Origin of the sequence: Dechloromonas hankyongensis, from assembly GCF_022012295.1 — a bacterium.
Taxonomy (GTDB): domain Bacteria; phylum Pseudomonadota; class Gammaproteobacteria; order Burkholderiales; family Rhodocyclaceae; genus Azonexus; species Azonexus hankyongensis.
The window spans coordinates 878,309-892,394 of record NZ_JAKLTN010000001.1; the positions used below are offsets into that span (position 1 = coordinate 878,309).

14 protein-coding genes and 1 riboswitch are annotated in these 14,086 nt (G+C 65.7%); of the genes, 8 read left to right on the forward strand and 6 right to left on the reverse strand.

The genetic code is table 11. The features are described 5' to 3' along the window. Positions 1-4 precede the first annotated feature (4 nt). Positions 5-367 carry an STAS/SEC14 domain-containing protein gene (locus LZ012_RS04260; RefSeq protein ID WP_275707854.1) on the reverse strand — a complete coding sequence of 121 codons (363 nt, stop codon included), beginning with the start codon at positions 365-367 and terminating at the stop codon, positions 5-7. A 225-nt stretch (positions 368-592) separates the two neighbouring features. On the opposite strand from LZ012_RS04260, the gene LZ012_RS04265 reads away from it, so the two are divergent. Continuing rightward, positions 593-3,610 carry a response regulator gene (locus tag LZ012_RS04265; RefSeq protein ID WP_275707856.1) on the forward strand — a complete coding sequence of 1,006 codons (3,018 nt, stop codon included), beginning with the start codon at positions 593-595 and terminating at the stop codon, positions 3,608-3,610. Between the two features lie 37 nt (positions 3,611-3,647). Here LZ012_RS04265 and LZ012_RS04270 read toward each other — a convergent pair whose 3' ends face one another. Together LZ012_RS04270 and LZ012_RS04275 are read right to left on the reverse strand one after the other, a co-directional pair. After that, positions 3,648-4,697: a class I SAM-dependent methyltransferase gene (locus LZ012_RS04270; protein WP_275707858.1), complete on the reverse strand. Its 1,050-nt coding sequence runs from the start codon at positions 4,695-4,697 to the stop codon at positions 3,648-3,650. Continuing rightward, positions 4,697-5,251, reverse strand: a complete 555-nt coding sequence (locus LZ012_RS04275; RefSeq protein ID WP_275707860.1) for a thioredoxin domain-containing protein — start codon at positions 5,249-5,251, stop codon at positions 4,697-4,699. The genes LZ012_RS04270 and LZ012_RS04275 overlap by 1 nt, the downstream gene beginning before the upstream one ends. A 123-nt stretch (positions 5,252-5,374) precedes the next feature. Between LZ012_RS04275 and LZ012_RS04280 the strand changes: the two genes are divergently transcribed. The 7 genes from LZ012_RS04280 to LZ012_RS04310 all read left to right on the forward strand — a co-directional run bounded on the left by LZ012_RS04280 (position 5,375) and on the right by LZ012_RS04310 (position 11,349). After that, positions 5,375-6,136: a hypothetical protein gene (locus LZ012_RS04280; RefSeq protein ID WP_275707862.1), complete on the forward strand. Its 762-nt coding sequence runs from the start codon at positions 5,375-5,377 to the stop codon at positions 6,134-6,136. 58 nt (positions 6,137-6,194) lie between these two features. Next, positions 6,195-7,085, forward strand: coding sequence for a 4-hydroxybenzoate octaprenyltransferase (ubiA, locus tag LZ012_RS04285; RefSeq protein WP_275707864.1), 891 nt, complete (start codon positions 6,195-6,197; stop codon positions 7,083-7,085). After that, positions 7,082-8,557 carry a 4-hydroxy-3-polyprenylbenzoate decarboxylase gene (gene ubiD, locus LZ012_RS04290; RefSeq protein WP_275707866.1) on the forward strand — a complete coding sequence of 492 codons (1,476 nt, stop codon included), beginning with the start codon at positions 7,082-7,084 and terminating at the stop codon, positions 8,555-8,557. The genes ubiA and ubiD overlap by 4 nt, the downstream gene beginning before the upstream one ends. Before the next feature lie 62 nt (positions 8,558-8,619). Beyond that, positions 8,620-8,755: riboswitch (cobalamin riboswitch) on the forward strand. A 107-nt stretch (positions 8,756-8,862) separates the two neighbouring features. Next, positions 8,863-9,018: a modified peptide precursor CbpA gene (gene cbpA, locus LZ012_RS04295; RefSeq protein ID WP_275707869.1), complete on the forward strand. Its 156-nt coding sequence runs from the start codon at positions 8,863-8,865 to the stop codon at positions 9,016-9,018. Next, on the forward strand, positions 9,015-10,385 hold the full coding sequence (gene cbpB, locus LZ012_RS04300; RefSeq protein WP_275707871.1) for a peptide-modifying radical SAM enzyme CbpB: 1,371 nt from the start codon (positions 9,015-9,017) through the stop codon (positions 10,383-10,385). Before cbpA ends, cbpB begins: the two co-directional genes overlap by 4 nt. Before the next feature lie 59 nt (positions 10,386-10,444). Next, positions 10,445-10,948: a GNAT family N-acetyltransferase gene (locus tag LZ012_RS04305; protein WP_275707873.1), complete on the forward strand. Its 504-nt coding sequence runs from the start codon at positions 10,445-10,447 to the stop codon at positions 10,946-10,948. Then, positions 10,945-11,349 (forward strand): DUF4870 family protein, encoded by a 405-nt coding sequence (locus tag LZ012_RS04310; RefSeq protein WP_275707875.1) that lies wholly within the window; start codon positions 10,945-10,947, stop codon positions 11,347-11,349. Before LZ012_RS04305 ends, LZ012_RS04310 begins: the two co-directional genes overlap by 4 nt. Here LZ012_RS04310 and LZ012_RS04315 read toward each other — a convergent pair. The 3 genes from LZ012_RS04315 to dacB are packed head-to-tail and all read right to left on the reverse strand — an operon-like array spanning position 11,346 to position 14,081. Beyond that, positions 11,346-11,954, reverse strand: a complete 609-nt coding sequence (locus LZ012_RS04315; protein ID WP_275707877.1) for a YitT family protein — start codon at positions 11,952-11,954, stop codon at positions 11,346-11,348. The genes LZ012_RS04310 and LZ012_RS04315 overlap by 4 nt on opposite strands. Further along, the gene (locus LZ012_RS04320) at positions 11,954-12,649 is read right to left on the reverse strand and encodes a hypothetical protein (protein WP_275707879.1); all 696 of its coding nucleotides are present in this window, start codon (positions 12,647-12,649) and stop codon (positions 11,954-11,956) included. The genes LZ012_RS04315 and LZ012_RS04320 overlap by 1 nt, the downstream gene beginning before the upstream one ends. Then, positions 12,642-14,081 (reverse strand): D-alanyl-D-alanine carboxypeptidase/D-alanyl-D-alanine endopeptidase, encoded by a 1,440-nt coding sequence (gene dacB / locus LZ012_RS04325; RefSeq protein ID WP_275707881.1) that lies wholly within the window; start codon positions 14,079-14,081, stop codon positions 12,642-12,644. Before dacB ends, LZ012_RS04320 begins: the two co-directional genes overlap by 8 nt. Between the last annotated feature and the right edge of the window lie 5 nt (positions 14,082-14,086).

Sequence of the window (14,086 nt, forward strand, 5' to 3'; positions counted from 1 at the left end):
CAGGCTACGATAGCCGCTCTTCTATCCACCGGCGTGCGTCTTCAAGCTTGGTAAATATCCGCAGTTGATATGGGGAGACGAAATGGGGTGCCAGTTTGGCGATCACCTCGCTCGGCGTGACCAGGGCAATGGAGATGTTCGGATTTGCCTTGGCGGCGCCGAAGCTCATGGCGCCCGCCCACTCGAAGGCCCATTCGGTGATGGCGATTGAATCGACATCGCTGAGGTCGATGATCGAGTAGCGAATCTCGTCAAAGTCGGGACGCGCCTGAACCAGGTTGATGGATTCCAGGAATTCTTCCTCGGAAACCTCTCCCCAAAATCGCCGGTAAAGACCGAAACGCTCCCTTGTGAACTTGTACGGCATTACCTCCCCGCAGGGCTGAACACGAGATGGTAGCTAGGAGCATTGCCCGAAGCGTAGGTTCCCCTGGCGGCAAGCGATTGCCGAAATCCACCATGCCACGCGTAAATGCGAGGCGAGTTCCGCCGGCAAACAAAGCTGCTATGCTGTCCGGCACAATACAAATCGCGCTTCGATAGCCCGAGACCACCGCTGAAGCCATAGCAGCCTTGTTACGGTAATCCGCCGATGAAATCCCGCATTCAGATCGTTGCCGTTTGCCTCGCGCTGATGGGCGTCGCCGTCCTGGTCGGTGGCCTGTCCGCCTTAAGTCGTGCCCGCTATTACCACGAGGCCGAAACCACGGTAACCAACCTGGCGGAAATTCTGCGCGAGGATATCGAAGGCACGTTACGCCGTGCCGAAGGCGATCTGCTTGTCTTTGCGAAGGTATTGAAACCGGTCGATCTGTGGCAGGAGCGCGGCGAACAACGCCGCTCCGAGGTCGAGTCGCTGATGGCGCTGCATTTGCGCCGCTTTCCGGAAGTCTCGAATTACCGGGTGGTTACCGCGAATGGCGACATCATGATGAACGCGGGACCAGATCCGGCACGGTTCAATGTCAGCGATCGCAAATGGTTCATCTCGCTGAGGGACGAACCCGGCCGTAATCTGGCGGTTTCCGAGGTTCTGATCGGCAAGGCAGTGCGCGTGCCGACCATTATTGTCGCCGTGCCGATCCGCGACACGGATGGCCGCTTCCTGGGCGCTGTTGCCGGCGCTTTGGACCTTTCCCGGATGCAGGCCCTGATCGATGCGCCGGACATCGGCAGCAAGGCGGTCATCGCCATCCGGCGCAGCGACACCGCCCAATTGATCGTGCGTCGGCCGGCCATCGAGCGCGAGGTCAATGAGCCGGTGCGCACCCCGCTCTGGGAACGCATCAATGCCGGCGCCAATTCCGGCGTGATGGAATTGCCGTCGGTGGTCGATGACGTCGTCCGCGTGCACGCCTTCGTACGGCTGCACAATTACCCGCTGGTCGCCATTGTCGGCGTCGCCCGCGATGACTTCCTGCGGCCGTGGTGGATCCAGACCGCGCTGGCCGGCGCCTCGGTCCTGGCCTTCGCGCTGATCCTGGGCTGGCTGTTCCTGCGCCAGTTGCGGACGCAGCGGCGTCTCGAACGCTCGGAGATGGCGGCCAATCGCCTAGCGGGGCGTTACGAATCGCTGCTCGTCGCCGCTGGCGAAGGGATTTGCGGGGTGGATGCCGAGGGCACGATCACCTTTGTCAATCCGACCGCGCAACAGATGCTGGGCTATGACCGGGAGCAACTGGTCGGCGCCAATTTCCACGTCCTGATCCATCGCCCGGACAGCGCCGGCGCGGATAACCAGGCCTTCGACTGCCGCCTGGCGCGACTGCTCGGCGCCACCGCAGTCGCCGGCGGCAGCGCCGTGCATCATGTCGATAACGAGTTTTTCTGGCGCCGGGACGGCTCGCCGTTCGATGTGGAATACAGCGTCGCCCGGATCGAAGGCGGCGGTGCGCCGGACGGCGCGGTGATCACTTTCCGCGACGTCAGCGAACGCAAGCGGGCCGAACACGAGGCGATGCGGGCGAATACCCTGTTCCAGGAAGCGGTCGCCAACATCGCGGTCGGTTTCGCCATCTACGACGACCACGATCGTCTGGTCGCCTGCAACGACGCCTACCGGGACCTGTACACCACCAGCCGCGACCTGATCGTGCCCGGCGCCACGTTTACGGAAATCGTCCGCCAGGGCGCGGAACGGGGGCAGTACCCGGAAGCCGTCGGCAACATCGACGCCTGGGTCGAGGCGCGCGTCAGGCTGCATCAGGCCGCCGACGGCCGGCATTTCGAGCAGCGCCTGGACGACGGGCGCTGGCTGCTCATCATCGAGCACCGGACCCCCAGCGGGTATATCGTCGGCAACCGCATCGACATCACGGCCCGCAAGTCGGCCGAAATCGAACTCGAGCAGCATCGCCTGCATCTGGAGAAACTGGTCGCCGATCGCACCGGCGAACTGGCCGTCGCCAAGGAGGCGGCCGAAGCGGCCAGCGTGGCGAAGAGCGCTTTCCTCGCCAACATGTCGCACGAAATCCGCACCCCGCTCAATGCCATTACCGGCATGGCCCACCTGATCCGGCGGGCCGGCCTGACCCCGCTGCAGGCCGAACGGCTGGCCAAGCTGGAGGGAGCCAGCGAGCATCTGCTGGAAGTGCTGAACGCCATCCTCGACCTGTCCAAGATCGAGGCCGGCAAATTCACCCTCGACGAAAAGCCCATCCACGTCGCGCAGATACTCGGCAATATCGTTTCGATGCTGCACCACCGCGCACAGGCCAAAGGCCTGGCGCTGCGGCAGCAGATCGAGACCATTCCCTATCCGCTGCTCGGTGATGTGACCAGCCTGCAGCAGGGATTGCTCAACTACGCCAACAACGCCATCAAATTCACCGAAACCGGCAGCATCACGCTGAGCGTCAGTATCGACGAGGATGCTGACGACAGCGTCCTGCTCCGCTTTGCGGTGGCCGACACCGGCATCGGCATCGCGCCCGAAGCACTGCCGCGCCTGTTTTCCGCCTTCGAACAGGCCGACAACTCGACATCCCGACGCCATGGCGGCACCGGGCTCGGCTTGGCGATTACCCGGAAAATCGCCCAGTTGTCGGGCGGTGATGCCGGCGTGGACAGCGTTCCCGGCAGCGGCAGCCGCTTCTGGTTCACCGTCCGCTTGAAGAAGGGCGGCGCCGTCGCCCATCACGGCTCCCCGGAAACCGCCGGGGCCGAGCAGGTCCTGGCCCGCGACTATCGCGGTCGCCGCGTCCTGCTGGTCGAAGACGAGCCGATCAACCGCGAGATTTCGCTGGAATTGCTGGAAAGCTCGGGCCTGGCCGTGGATTGCGCCGAAAATGGCGCCGAAGCGGTGGCCCTGGCCGGCCGGAACGATTACGACCTGGTCCTGATGGACATGCAGATGCCGGTCATGGACGGCCTGGAAGCCACCCGCCACATCCGTGCCTTGCCCGCGGGCGACAAGCTGCCGATTATCGCCATGACTGCCAATGCCTTTGCCGAAGATCGGGCGCACTGCGAGCAGGCCGGCATGGACGACTTCATCGCCAAGCCGGTCGATCCCGAAGCGCTATTCGCCATGCTGCTGCGCTGGTTTGCCGCGTCGGCGGGCGGCGTGGCCGGCCGCCCGGAAACCGAGGCGCTGGAACCAGAGATTTAGCCGCCTTTCCCCGGCGCCGGCCGGGGATGCTGACCGCTCAGTCGGGCCGGCGGGCGATGATCAGCGAACCCTTTTCCAGCGGGTCGAGGTCGATGCGTTTAAGGTCGGCAAAGCCGGCGCTGGCCAGCCAGTCGACATACTCGCCATAACGATAGGTCTGGGTCCCGGTTTCGTAGAGCAGGGTCAGGCGGAAAGCCGACAGGAAGGCGTTGTGCGGTGTGTCGGCCAGGTATTCGTGGATGACCAGCAGGCCGCCCGGGTTGAGCGCCTCGTAAATCTGCCGGATGGCCAGGCGATTCTCGTTGGCCGTGTGGTTGTGCGCCACCGACAGATAGAACACTACGTCGTGCTGACCGTGCCAGTCGTGCACCAGCAATTCGCCGGGGCTGGCGTGGATGCGCTCGGCCAGGCCGTGGCGGGCGATGGTGGTGTCGGTTTCGGTCAGCGCGCTGGGCAGGTCGACGATCAGGGCGCTCAGTTGCGGATAGCGCTGGCAGAAGCGGATCGAATGCATGCCGTGCGAACCGCCGAGGTCGAGCAGGCGCTGGTGTTGCGGCAGGACGGGAACGTGGGCGAGCAGGTCGGGGCCGAGGTCGCCGGCAAAGGCGTCCATGTAGGCGGAAAAGGTCTTGCCGAGCTGCGGCTGGTCTTCCATGGCCTGCCACAGGGTGCGCTCCGGCCCGCCGCGGCGCACTGCGGCGCTCAGGTCGCCCATCATCGGCCAGGCTTCCAGGGACCACAGCAGGCCGGGCGTGTAATCGACCTGGCCGGCGCGGGTGAACCAGCGCTGGGTGCTGGCGGTGTTGGCGAAGTGCTCGCCGTGCTGCTCCAGATAGCCGATGGTGACCAGGAAATCGGCCAGGAAGCGGGTGCCGCTGGCGCTGGCCTGCAGCTTGTCGGCCAGCGCCGGGATGGCTAGCGGGCCGCCGGCCAGCGCTTCGAACAGGCCCAGTTTGCCGGCGGACAGGATGGCGGCCGATTTCATCATCGGCATGTAGACGTCGAGCATGGCCAGCTCGGCCGAGCCGGTGGGTTGGCAGACGTCGCGCTTGGCGGCCGGTGCCGGCGGGGTATGGCGCGTATTCATCAGGACTGGGCCAGAGCGGCTTCGATGGCGGCTAGCAGCGTTGCGTCGTCCGGTGCGGTGTCCGGAGAGAAGCGCTGCAGTACGCTGCCGTCGCGGCCGATCAGGAATTTCTCGAAATTCCACAGCACGTCGTCCGGCTGCTTGGGCAGCATGTCGTACTGGCCGAGCTTTTCGACGAAATCGCTGCCGGCCGGGAAGCTGGCCTGGGGCTGGGCGGCGATCAGGTGGGCGTACAGCGGGTGACGCGGCGCGCTGTTGATGCTGATTTTCTCAAACAGCGGGAACTGGACACCGAAGTTGGTGGTGCAGAAGGATGCGATTTCGTCGGCACTGCCCGGCTCCTGACCAGCGAAATCGTTGCAGGGGAAGCCGAGCACCTGCAGGCCGCGGGCGCGATGGCTTTCGAACAGCTTTTCGAGGCCTTCGTATTGCGGCGTCAGTCCGCACTTCGACGCGACATTGACGATGAGCAGGACCTGGCCCTTGAATTGGCCGAGGTGGGCGGGGCTGCCGCTCAGGCTGACGAGCGGGATATCGTATAGCGATGGGTTCATTTGGGTTCTCTGGAAGGGGTGGGGGCGTTGCCTGACTGGCGCGCTTGTCATTTTTCCCGATGATAACCTGCTGGCCGGTAGCCCGGTAAAATGGCGCCCTTTTCCCGATTCCGACTGTTTGCCATGACGACCGCAGCTACTATCCCCGCCGACCAACTTGCCGAACTGGCCAATGCCGATACCCAGCGCTTGGCCGCCCGCATGGCGCAGGATGTCTTTGCCGGCGTCTTCCGGCAGGCCGCAGCCGGTGACGGGACGCCCGATGTCGGCGTGCTCGGCGAGGTGGCCTCGCAATGCGCCAACTGGTGCCGGGCCGGCGGCAGCGACGAAGCACGGGCGCTGCGCCTGGCCTTGCTGATCGGCGGCCTCGACCAGTGGGGGCTGGCCTATACGCAGGCTTTCGGCCTGACCGCCATCCACCCGCTGACCGCCCTGATCGGCGGCCTGCGCACTCGCCTCGATGCGCGGGAAGAAGCGCTGTTCCAGAAATATTTCGAGCAGCTCGATGCTGTCGAGTCGGATGCCATCGATTTCAAGGTCGACCTGAGGCGCGGCATTCACCTCGCCTTGTGGCACGCCATGGCGGCCTGCGAGTCGAGCGAGCAGGTCGAGGCCATCGTGCAGACGCTGGGCAGCCTGATGGTCGCCCTCGACCAGAAAATGCCGCTCCTCGGCTGGCGGCTGATTGCCGACGCCCTGGCCAATATCCAGATCGGCCTGCTGTCCGGGCAGTCGCCGGCCTCGCCGCTGGCCCAGGAGGGCACCCAGCAATTGTTCGCCTCGCTGCGCCACGCCCTGCCGGATGAGCGTTACCAAGCCATCCTCGCCCATTCCGGGCAGGCTGTGGTGGCCTGGCAGCAGGCGGCGCGCAATCGCGCCCATTGATCTCCCGGATGGCGCCGTTTTCGTCGGCGGCGGTCGGTCGCCAAGGTAAAATCCGCGGATGAACTGGATCGCGCTCAAGGAAAAACTCGACCTCTACGAAAAGCTGATGCGGCTAGACAAGCCGATCGGCATCCTGCTCCTGCTCTGGCCGACCTTGTGGGCGGTGTGGCTGTCGTCGCTCGGCCGCCCCGACTGGGCCGTGCTGTGGGTCTTCGTGATGGGCACCGTGCTGATGCGTTCGGCCGGTTGCGTCATCAACGACTATGCCGACCGCGACTTCGACAAACATGTTGAGCGCACCAAGGAGCGGCCGCTGACCGCCGGCCGGGTCACCGTCAAGGAGAGCCTGTGGCTGTTCGTCGGGCTATGCGTCGCCTCCTTCGTGCTGGTCCTGCTGCTCGGCCGGCCGCTGGTCATCTGGCTGTCGCTGCCGGCGCTCTTCCTCGCCGCCAGCTATCCCTTCACCAAGCGTTTCCTGGCCATCCCGCAGGCCTACCTCGGCATCGCCTTCGGCTTCGGCATCCCGATGGCCTATGCAGCGCAGCTTGATGGCGTGCCGGCCGAAGCCTGGTGGCTGCTGCTTGCCAACATCTTCTGGGCGGTCGCCTACGACACCGAATACGCCATGGTCGACCGCGAGGATGACCTGAAGATCGGCATCAAGACCTCGGCCATCACTTTCGGCCGTTTCGACGTGGCGGCGGTGATGGGGTGCTACGCCGTGACGCTGGGCATCATCGGCTGGATCGGTTACGGCCGGCATCTCGGCTGGGCCTTTTATGCCGGGCTGGTCGTCGCCGCCGGCATCATGGGCGTGCATTACACCTGGATTCGGGGGCGCGAGCGCATGCCGTGCTTCAAGGCCTTCCTGCACAATAACTGGGTCGGCATGGCCATTTTTGCCGGCATCGTCGTCGACTTCCTGCTCGCCGGAAAGAACTTCGGATGAAATACCACGATCTGCGCGACTTCATGTCGCAACTGGAAAAGACCGGCGACCTGAAGCGCGTCGGCGTCGAGGTCGATACCCGCCTCGAAATGACCGAAATCTGCGACCGCGTGCTGCGCGCCGGCGGACCGGCCGTGCTGTTCGAGAAGCCGCGCTCCGGCTTGACCCGGCACAGCATGCCGGTGCTCGCCAACCTGTTCGGCACGCCGCAACGCGTGGCGCTGGGCATGGGCGAGGAATCGGTGCAGGCCCTGCGCGAAGTCGGCAAACTGCTCGCCTACCTGAAGGAGCCCGAGCCGCCCAAGGGCCTGAAGGACGCTTGGGACAAGCTGCCCATCCTCAAGCAGGTGCTCAACATGGCGCCGAAGAAGGTGTCGAACGCGCCGTGCCAGGAAATCGTCTGGGAGGGCAAGGATGTCGATCTGGCCAAACTGCCCATCCAGCACTGCTGGCCGGGTGACATCGCGCCGCTCATCACCTGGGGCCTGGTTGTCACCAGGGGGCCGCACAAGAACCGGCAGAATCTCGGCATCTACCGCCAGCAGGTGCTGGGGCCGAACAAGGTCATCATGCGCTGGCTGGCCCATCGCGGCGGGGCGCTCGATTTCCGCGACCACCAGTTGGCCAATCCTGGCCAGCCCTTCCCGGTCGCCGTCGTGCTTGGCTGCGACCCGGCGACCATCCTCGGCGCCGTGACCCCGGTGCCTGATTCGCTGTCCGAATACCAGTTCGCCGGCCTGTTGCGCGGCGGCAAGACCGAGCTGACGCAGTGTGTCGGCTCGACGCTGCAGGTGCCCGCTTCGGCCGAAATCGTGCTGGAGGGTGTCATCCATCCCGGCGAGATGGCGCTCGAAGGTCCCTACGGCGACCACACCGGCTACTACAACGAGCAGGCCGAATTCCCGGTCTTCACCATCGAGCGCATCACGATGCGCCGCGACCCGATCTACCACAGTACCTACACCGGCAAGCCACCCGACGAGCCGGCGGTGCTCGGGGTCGCGCTCAACGAGGTCTTCGTGCCGCTGTTGCAGAAGCAGTACCCGGAAATCGTCGATTTCTACCTGCCGCCGGAAGGCTGCTCGTACCGGATGGCCATCGTTTCGATCAAGAAGCAGTACCCCGGCCACGCCAAGCGCATCATGTTCGGCATCTGGTCTTTCCTGCGCCAGTTCATGTACACCAAGACCATCATCGTGGTCGACGACGACATCGACATCCGCGACTGGAAGGAAGTGGTGTGGGCGATGACGACGCGCATGGATGCCACCCGCGACACGACGCTGGTCGACAACACGCCGATCGACTACCTCGATTTCGCGTCGCCGGTGGCCGGCCTCGGTTCCAAGATGGGACTGGATGCGACCAACAAGTGGCCGGGCGAGACGAATCGTGAGTGGGGGCGGCCCATCGTGATGGATGCCGACGTCAAGAAACGCGTCGACACGATGTGGCAGGAACTAGGTCTTTAGGACGAATTGACCCCCGACTCGCCGGCTTGAGAGAATCCGCGCTCCTATCGGCATCGAGATACGGAACACGGTGCGAATCCGTGGCGGGCCCGCCGCTGTAACCGGGGACGAAGACTGCACGGTCGCCAGACCGGCCACTTGCGCGGCATACCGCGCGGGGAAGGCGCAGCGCTTCGGCTGATCCGGAAGCCAGAAGACGAATCGATGCCCATCAGGAGCCAAGGCAAGGGCTCCGGCTGACTGCATGCGACAAGCGTGCCGTCAGCCGGAGCCCTTTTTGTTTTTGTATTCCCGAGGAGTGGAACATGACCCAAACCGTGACGTCGACCGTCAAAGCCCCGCAAACCACCGAAAACCAGGCCGCTCCGGTCGCCCCGACTATCGCGGTGCGCAAGAGCTGCAATCCGGAAGGCATGGGCCTGTCGCACTACGTGCTGATGGACAAGAAGGCCGCCAAATGACCGCTGCGCTGCCCGCGGGCGCCCTGAGCGACCCGCATTTCCAGCCCGTGGACATCGGCCACGCTGTCTACGCGGCGCTGACCGATCCGGATACCGCCTTCTGGGCGCTGGTCGACAAGAACAAGATCGGCGAGGGGCTCGATCCGGCGACGCTCGCCGCCTATCGCGAAAAGGCCGACGGTTTCCGGAACGAACTGCATGCCCTGCGTTTCGACCTGAAGCCCTCCGGCGTCTATCTGAACCCGACCGAGCGCTGCAATCTCAATTGCACCTACTGCTACCTGCCCGATACCCAGCGCAGCGGCGGCAGCCACATGCCGGCCGACACGCTGCTCGCCTCGCTGGGCAAGCTGCGCGACTACTTCCGCTCGGTCATGCCGGACGGCCGCAAGCCGCGCGCCATTTTCCACGGCGCCGAACCGCTGATGAACCAGGCCGCCGTGTTCGAGGCGATCGACGTCTTCGGCCACGACTTCATCTTCGGGCTGCAGACCAACGGCACGCTGCTCGACGACCAGGCCATCGATTTCCTGACCTCGCGCAACGTCAGCATCGGCCTCTCGCTCGACGGGCCGATGGCCGGGATCACCGACGCGACGCGCCGGACCTGGGGCGGCAAGAGCGTGCACGACAAGGTACTGCGCACCATGGAGAAGCTGCGCGGCTACGGATCGTGGAGTGTGATCACCACCTGCACGACCGAGAACCTGCCTTACCTGACGGACATGGTCGAGCTGTTCCACGCCCATGAAGTGCCTACCTGCATGCTCAACACCGTGCGCTGCACGCTGCCCGGGGCGCGCGGCGTCAAGCCGGCCGACGGCGCCATGGCCAAGGCCTTCTTCGCGGCCATGGACCGCACCCACGAGCTGTACCGGGAAACCGGCCGCAAGCTGATGGTGGCCAATTTTGCCAATATCCTGATCGGCATCCTGGCCCCGACGGCGCGCCGCCTGATGTGCGACATCTCGCCCTGCGGCGGCGGCCGCGCCTTCTTCGCGCTGGCCGCCGACGGCAGCCTGTACCCGTGCAGCGAGTTCATCGGCCTGCCGCGCTTCAATGGCGGCAATCTGCTGACCGGTGGCGTCGAGGCGGCCCTGGCCTCGCCGGCTTTCCAGGCGGTGACGACCCGCGACGTGGACAAGTTCAGCCCCTGCGGCGACTGCGCGATCCGCCATTTCTGCGGCTCGCCCTGTCCGGCCGAGGCATTCGAGATGAACGGCGGCATGGACAAGATCGGCGCCTTCTGCGACTTCTACAAGGAACAGGTCAATTACGCCCTGCGCCTGATCGCCGACGGCAAGGCCGACGACTACCTGTGGGACGGCTGGGACGAAGGAACGGAAACCGTTTTCGCGCTGGCTTGAAGAAAGGGCGGAGGGCGTCTTAACATGGCGCCTTCCTCCGCTTTCGGGCATCGCCAGCCATGCACTCCCGCCTTGTCATCACCGCCACCGATCTGGCCGATCAGTGCCACGTCGAGGCCTTTCTCGACCTGCTCGAACACTATGCGCAAGACCCGATGGGCGGTGGCGACGGGCTGTCCGAGTACGCTCAGGTCCATCTGGTCAACACGCTGAAGGAAGTCCCCGGCTTCCACGGCGCGCTGGCCTGGCTGGACGGCCAGGCGGTCGGACTGATCGACTGCTTCGCCGGTTTTTCCACCTTCGCCGCCAAGCCCCTGCTCAATGTCCACGATATCGTGGTCCATGCCAGCAGGCGCGGCCAGGGCATAGGCCAGGCACTGCTCGCCTGGGCCGAACGGCGGGCGGCCGAACTCGGCTGCTGCAAACTTACCCTGGAAGTGCTGTCCAACAACACGCGGGCGATGGCTTCCTACCGCCAGGCCGGTTTCACGCCTTATGTCCTTGATCCGGCAGCGGGCAATGCGCTGCTGATGCAGAAGTATCTTCCGGAGGAAACGGCATGAACGAACCTGTTCCCAGCCCCGACCTGCACGGTGTTCGCCCGTCGCTGGTCCAGCTCACCCATGTCATCTACGGCCTGCATGCGCTGGCCGTGCTGATCGGCGTCACCTCGTCGGCCACCGTGGCCGGCGGTTTCGTCTTCGGCCTGCCGTCGCTGATCGCCGTCTTCCTCAATTACCTGAAGCGCGGCGAGGTCGCCGGCACCTGGCTGGAGAGCCATTTCGCCTGGCAGATCCGCACCTTCTGGTTCACCGCACTCTGGCTGGTGGCCTACGGCGTGCTGATCATCACCATCATCGGTATCCCGCTGGCCTGGATCATGATCGTCCTGCTCGGCCTGTGGGTCGGCTACCGCGTCATCTGCGGCTGGCTGGCGCTGTCCGCCGGGCGTCCCGTAGCCTAGGTGCCCATGTAGCGGCCGGCCTTGTGGTTGACCGCGATGACCAGGTTGAGGGCCAGTGCGCCGACGATGGACAGGCCGACGCTGAGCGGATCGCGGACGAAGGCCGCGGCGGCGAGGATCAGGCAGTCGGCCGCCATCTGCAATTTGCCGGCCCGCCAGCCGCGGGTGTTCTGCAAATGGATGACCAGGATGCCGAGGCCGCCCAGGCTGGTCTTGTGGCGGATCAACATGAGCAGGCTGATGCCGGCCAGGAAGCCGCCCATGATGGCGGCAAAGCCGCGGTGCAGGGAATGTACGTCGACCAGCATCGGCAGCAGTTCGGTGTAGAGCGCCAGCAGGCTGACCGACAGGAAGGTCTTGATCGTGAAGGCCTTGCCCATGGAACGCATGGCCAGCACGTAGAAGGGCAGGTTCACGGCGAACAGGATAGGCCCCATGGCCCAGCCGCTCAGGTAGTGGATCAGGAAGGCGATGCCGACCGTGCCGCCGGTGAGCAGCCCCGCTTCGCGCAGCAGCAGGATGGCGAAGGCGAAAATCAGCGGTGCCACGAGCAGGGACTGCGCATCCTCGAACAGGTTGTGGCGATGGCGGCGACTATCGGTCATCAGCGGTAGTAGCAGCGGATGACGGCGAGCGAGCGCGAATAGCTGTGCTCGATCTGCGCATCGTCGTAGCGGTGTTCGCTGCCCACCGGGCAGGCCTGGCGGGCCAGACAGCCATGGGCGCAGGGCGATTCCGGCTGCAGGCGGAAGCGGCTGCAGGCTTCGAGATCGAAACGGCCGTCGCGCAGGGCATTGGCCGGGCACGCGGCGATGCACGGCTGCCCCGCGCAGGCTGGGCAGGGGCTGCGCCCGGTCAGTGCTACGGACGGCTGCAGATCGGTATCGGCCACTACGACGGCCCGGTAGGCATACCAGCTGCCCCATTCGCGGTCGACGCCGACCATGATCGGCGACGGCTGGTGCCAGCCGGCCAGTTCGCCCAGCGCCTGCAGGCCGATCGGCTGTTCGCCGGGGAACAGCAGGCGGTAGCGGTGGCCGGGCAGACACTCGGCGAACCAGCGGGCGACGGTCTGCGTGCTGTAGTCGTCGATTGGATGCTCGCCGCCCATGCCGGAAGCCTGCACGCATTGCCACAGACGCCGCCCGCCGTGGCCGATCAGGATCAGCTGGCGCTCGCCGGCCCCGATGGCGAGGCGGCCGCTAATTTCGGCGGGCAGGGCGGCCAGGTCGAAGACGTGCTGGCGGTTCAGTCCGGCCTGATCGAGGAACTCGGCCGGCAGGGCGGGGTGCTCACTCATCTTCGAGCACCGGCGGTTTCTCGCCCAGGCGGCGTTGCGCCACCCAGTCGATCAGCGCGTCGATGGCGGCGCTGCCGGCCTGGGCGCGCGGGTGGTTGATCAGGAAAGTGATCGCATAGCGCCGTCCCTGGGCGTCGAGCGCATAGCCGGCCGCCGTCTTGACGCCTTCCAGCGTGCCGGTCTTGATGTGGGCGCGGCCGGTCGCCGTGGTATCGCGCAGGCGCTTCTTCATCGTGCCGTCGATGCCGACTATGGGCAGGCTGGAAACGAATTCCGGCATCACCGGGTTTTTCCAGGCGTCGAGCAGCAGGCGGTTCAGGCTGCCGGCGCTGATCCGCTCGATGCGCGACAGGCCGGAGCCGTTGTCGAGCACCAGTTCGCCGAAGCGCAGGTTGCGGCCGGCCAGCCAGTCGGCGACCCGTTGCCTGGCCCGTTCCGGGGTGGCGGGGGCATTGTCATTGCCCAAGGTGAGGAACACCTGGCGGGCCATCACGTTGTTGCTGAACTTGTTGATGTCGCGCACGGCATCGGCCAGCGGCGCCGATTCGTGCTGGGCGAGCAGCCGGGCGCCGATCGGCACGGTGCCGCCGCGCACCTGGCCGACCAGGCTGCCACCGAGTTCCTTCCACAAGGCACGGACCAGGCCGCCGGCCTGGGTGTCGGCCGGCAGTGGCGCCAGGTTGAGCGGCTTCTCGCCGCACAGGGCGGGGTAGCTGCCGGTGAATTCCAACCGGTTGCCGGTGTTTTCGGGAATCAGGCGAACGGTGATCAGGTCCTTCCAGTTGCTGCCGCAGTCGCCATTGCCGGCGCGCAACTGGTTGTCGACACGCAGGCCATCGCTCGGCGTCTCTTGCAGCACGCGCGGTTTGCCGTTGTCCGGCAGCAGCGTGAAGCGCAGCGCCCGGAAGTCGAGCAGCAGGCCGTCCGGGCCGACGTTGTAGGGGCGCATCGGCTTGTCGTCGAAGGCGCCGGGGTCGATGGCCGGCACGTCGAAGACGGTGCGGTCGAGCACGAAATCGCCGGCGACCTGCTGGATGCCGCGCACGCGCAGCTGGCGCAGCAGGCTCCACAGATGCTCGATGGCCAGGCGCGGGTCGCCGCTGCCCCGGATATACACATTGCCGTTCAACACGCCGTCGACCGGCGCCACCTCGGTCCACACCGTGGTTTTCCAGGTGTAGGCCGGGCCGAGCAGGTCGAGCGCGGCATAGGTGGTGAGCAGCTTCATCACCGAGGCCGGGTTCATCGCCTGGCCGCTGCCGTGGGCGACCAGCGGTTGCGTGGCATCGACCGGCTGGACGACGACGGCGACGTTGGCGGTGGGAATCTGGGCCGTTTTCAGGGCCTTGAGGACGGCGGGCGGCAGGCCGTCGGCGCAGGCTGCGGCGGCAAGGCCGGCCAGAGCCAGCGCAGCGAAGAACTTGGCGAACATCGGTA

Excerpts from the sequence above, each read along its gene's own strand:
- dacB (WP_275707881.1), bottom strand. The coding sequence starts at position 14,081 with ATGTTCGCCAAGTTCTTCGCTGCGCTGGCTCTGGCCGGCCTTGCCGCC.
- LZ012_RS04270 (WP_275707858.1), bottom strand. The coding sequence starts at position 4,697 with ATGAATACGCGCCATACCCCGCCGGCACCGGCCGCCAAGCGCGACGTC.
- LZ012_RS04265 (WP_275707856.1), top strand. The coding sequence starts at position 593 with ATGAAATCCCGCATTCAGATCGTTGCCGTTTGCCTCGCGCTGATGGGC.
- ubiD (WP_275707866.1), top strand. The coding sequence starts at position 7,082 with ATGAAATACCACGATCTGCGCGACTTCATGTCGCAACTGGAAAAGACC.
- LZ012_RS04305 (WP_275707873.1), top strand. The coding sequence starts at position 10,445 with ATGCACTCCCGCCTTGTCATCACCGCCACCGATCTGGCCGATCAGTGC.
- ubiA (WP_275707864.1), top strand. The coding sequence starts at position 6,195 with ATGAACTGGATCGCGCTCAAGGAAAAACTCGACCTCTACGAAAAGCTG.
- LZ012_RS04280 (WP_275707862.1), top strand. The coding sequence starts at position 5,375 with ATGACGACCGCAGCTACTATCCCCGCCGACCAACTTGCCGAACTGGCC.
- cbpB (WP_275707871.1), top strand. The coding sequence starts at position 9,015 with ATGACCGCTGCGCTGCCCGCGGGCGCCCTGAGCGACCCGCATTTCCAG.
- LZ012_RS04320 (WP_275707879.1), bottom strand. The coding sequence starts at position 12,649 with ATGAGTGAGCACCCCGCCCTGCCGGCCGAGTTCCTCGATCAGGCCGGA.
- LZ012_RS04260 (WP_275707854.1), bottom strand. The coding sequence starts at position 367 with ATGCCGTACAAGTTCACAAGGGAGCGTTTCGGTCTTTACCGGCGATTT.
- LZ012_RS04315 (WP_275707877.1), bottom strand. The coding sequence starts at position 11,954 with ATGACCGATAGTCGCCGCCATCGCCACAACCTGTTCGAGGATGCGCAG.
- LZ012_RS04275 (WP_275707860.1), bottom strand. The coding sequence starts at position 5,251 with ATGAACCCATCGCTATACGATATCCCGCTCGTCAGCCTGAGCGGCAGC.
- cbpA (WP_275707869.1), top strand. The coding sequence starts at position 8,863 with ATGACCCAAACCGTGACGTCGACCGTCAAAGCCCCGCAAACCACCGAA.
- LZ012_RS04310 (WP_275707875.1), top strand. The coding sequence starts at position 10,945 with ATGAACGAACCTGTTCCCAGCCCCGACCTGCACGGTGTTCGCCCGTCG.